The sequence below is a fragment of the Oleiphilus sp. HI0066 genome, assembly GCF_001635725.1.
Genome location: NZ_LWFH01001883.1, coordinates 1 through 1002 on the forward strand (window position 1 = coordinate 1; position 1002 = coordinate 1002).

Below are 1002 nucleotides of genomic sequence, written 5' to 3' on the forward strand. Positions count from 1 at the left end.
AGCATTCCAATGCTTTACATGCATTCGAAAAGGGGGAGTTTTTTTTAGCGACAACGTTAACGTGATAGCCAAGGCGAAGATGCTCTTTGATTAGCAAAATTGTCTGGCTTTCGCCCCCGCTGAAGCCGCGAGCAAGATTAACGTGGCAGATGTTCAAGCGCTTTTTCCATAAGTGTTGGTAAAGCGCGTAGTGTACTCAGACTTTTGAATAGACCCAAGTTTGATTTCGACCGCCTTCCTTACTTGCATAAAGTGCGTGGTCTGCTTGCTCTAACCAAGCTTTGTAATCCATAAGGTTCGGATCGGCCTGACTAATACCGAGGCTGATAGTAAATTTGATTTCTTGTCCGTCATGCGTCACGACACATTTTTCGGCTGATTTTCTTAAGCGTTCACAAAAATAAACGGCTGAATCTGAATCAGTATTTTGAAGAATAACTCCAAATTCTTCGCCGCCATATCGACCAGCGATATCTGTTTTTCTTAAATTGTCACGTACGAGCGAAGAGACCTTACGAATCACAGCATCTCCGGCTTGATGTCCGTAGGTGTCATTCACCTTTTTGAAGTGATCGATATCTAGCATGACAACGGAACATTCAGTTTTATAACGCGTGTAACGGGCGTACTCTCGAACAAGGCATTCTTCCCAATAGCCACGATTGTAGAGTTCTGTCAGTCGATCTGTGCGGCTAAGCATCTGTAATTCATCGTTGGCTTTTTCAAGAGCTTTACGGTTCGCTACGATGTCGGTGACATCGTAAATAATGATTACAGCTTGATTGACGCTTCCGTCCAAAGAAACTAGCGGTGATATGGTGATGTTTTGGTACATGAATTTCTCAGTACCGGTAATTGGTCGATAATTAGGGAACTGAAATAGATAAGGACGTTGTTCCCATGTCATAAATGAACGGTTTTTTAACGCAAATACCGTGTTCACTTTTTGTCTTAGCCAATCTTCTGGAAGATCTTTAAATTCTTCGAACAGGTTTTTATTGC

The 1002-nt window shown here is 42.3% G+C and carries 1 protein-coding gene; it reads right to left on the reverse strand.

Annotation, left to right across the window (positions count from 1 at the left end):
• Positions 1-196 precede the first annotated feature (196 nt).
• Positions 197-1002, reverse strand: an 806-nt coding sequence (locus tag A3738_RS28960) for a GGDEF domain-containing protein (protein ID WP_068764030.1), incomplete at its 5' end; no start/stop codon positions are given.